Origin of the sequence: Cognatundibacterium rugosum, from assembly GCF_014284365.1 — a bacterium.
GTDB lineage: Bacteria > Pseudomonadota > Gammaproteobacteria > Burkholderiales > Burkholderiaceae_D > Undibacterium > Undibacterium rugosum.
The window spans coordinates 1-370 of sequence record NZ_JACOGG010000066.1 but is presented as its reverse complement, the minus strand read 5'-3'; the positions used below and the strand labels follow the sequence as shown (position 1 = coordinate 370).

Sequence of the window (370 nt, the reverse complement as noted above, 5' to 3'; positions counted from 1 at the left end):
CCAATTATTATCAATCGGCACCTGAGGATCGTTGAGGTAATGGGTTAACGCCGACCAGCGATTTAAACTGTAGTCGATTGCCCTGAATGTAGCACCGCCGCCAGGGACTTGCTGGCGTTGAACCAGTAACCATTGATGTAAGGCATCTGCAACTGGCTTGGCTTGCGCTTGACGCATGGCTAAGCGTTGCGCCGGGGCGAGCAAGCTGACTTCCCGTTCCACAGCGTAGAGTCGCGCATATAACGTAAGCGCCCGGTCATCACAGGTTGACCGGTTCTGATATGGATGATGGAAATTATTGAGCAAGCTTCCAGTTGTGTGGCAGTAGTTCGCCGATGCGGCTGAATGGTTGCAATGGTAGCCTTTCCAA

At 52.4% G+C, this 370-nt stretch carries 1 protein-coding gene; it reads right to left on the bottom strand.

Annotated elements, in window-relative coordinates; translation table 11 throughout:
* On the bottom strand, nucleotides 1-306 hold a 306-nt coding region (locus H8K47_RS18770; RefSeq protein WP_222612836.1), incomplete at its 3' end, for an IS66 family transposase.
* Between the last annotated feature and the right edge of the window lie 64 nt (nucleotides 307-370).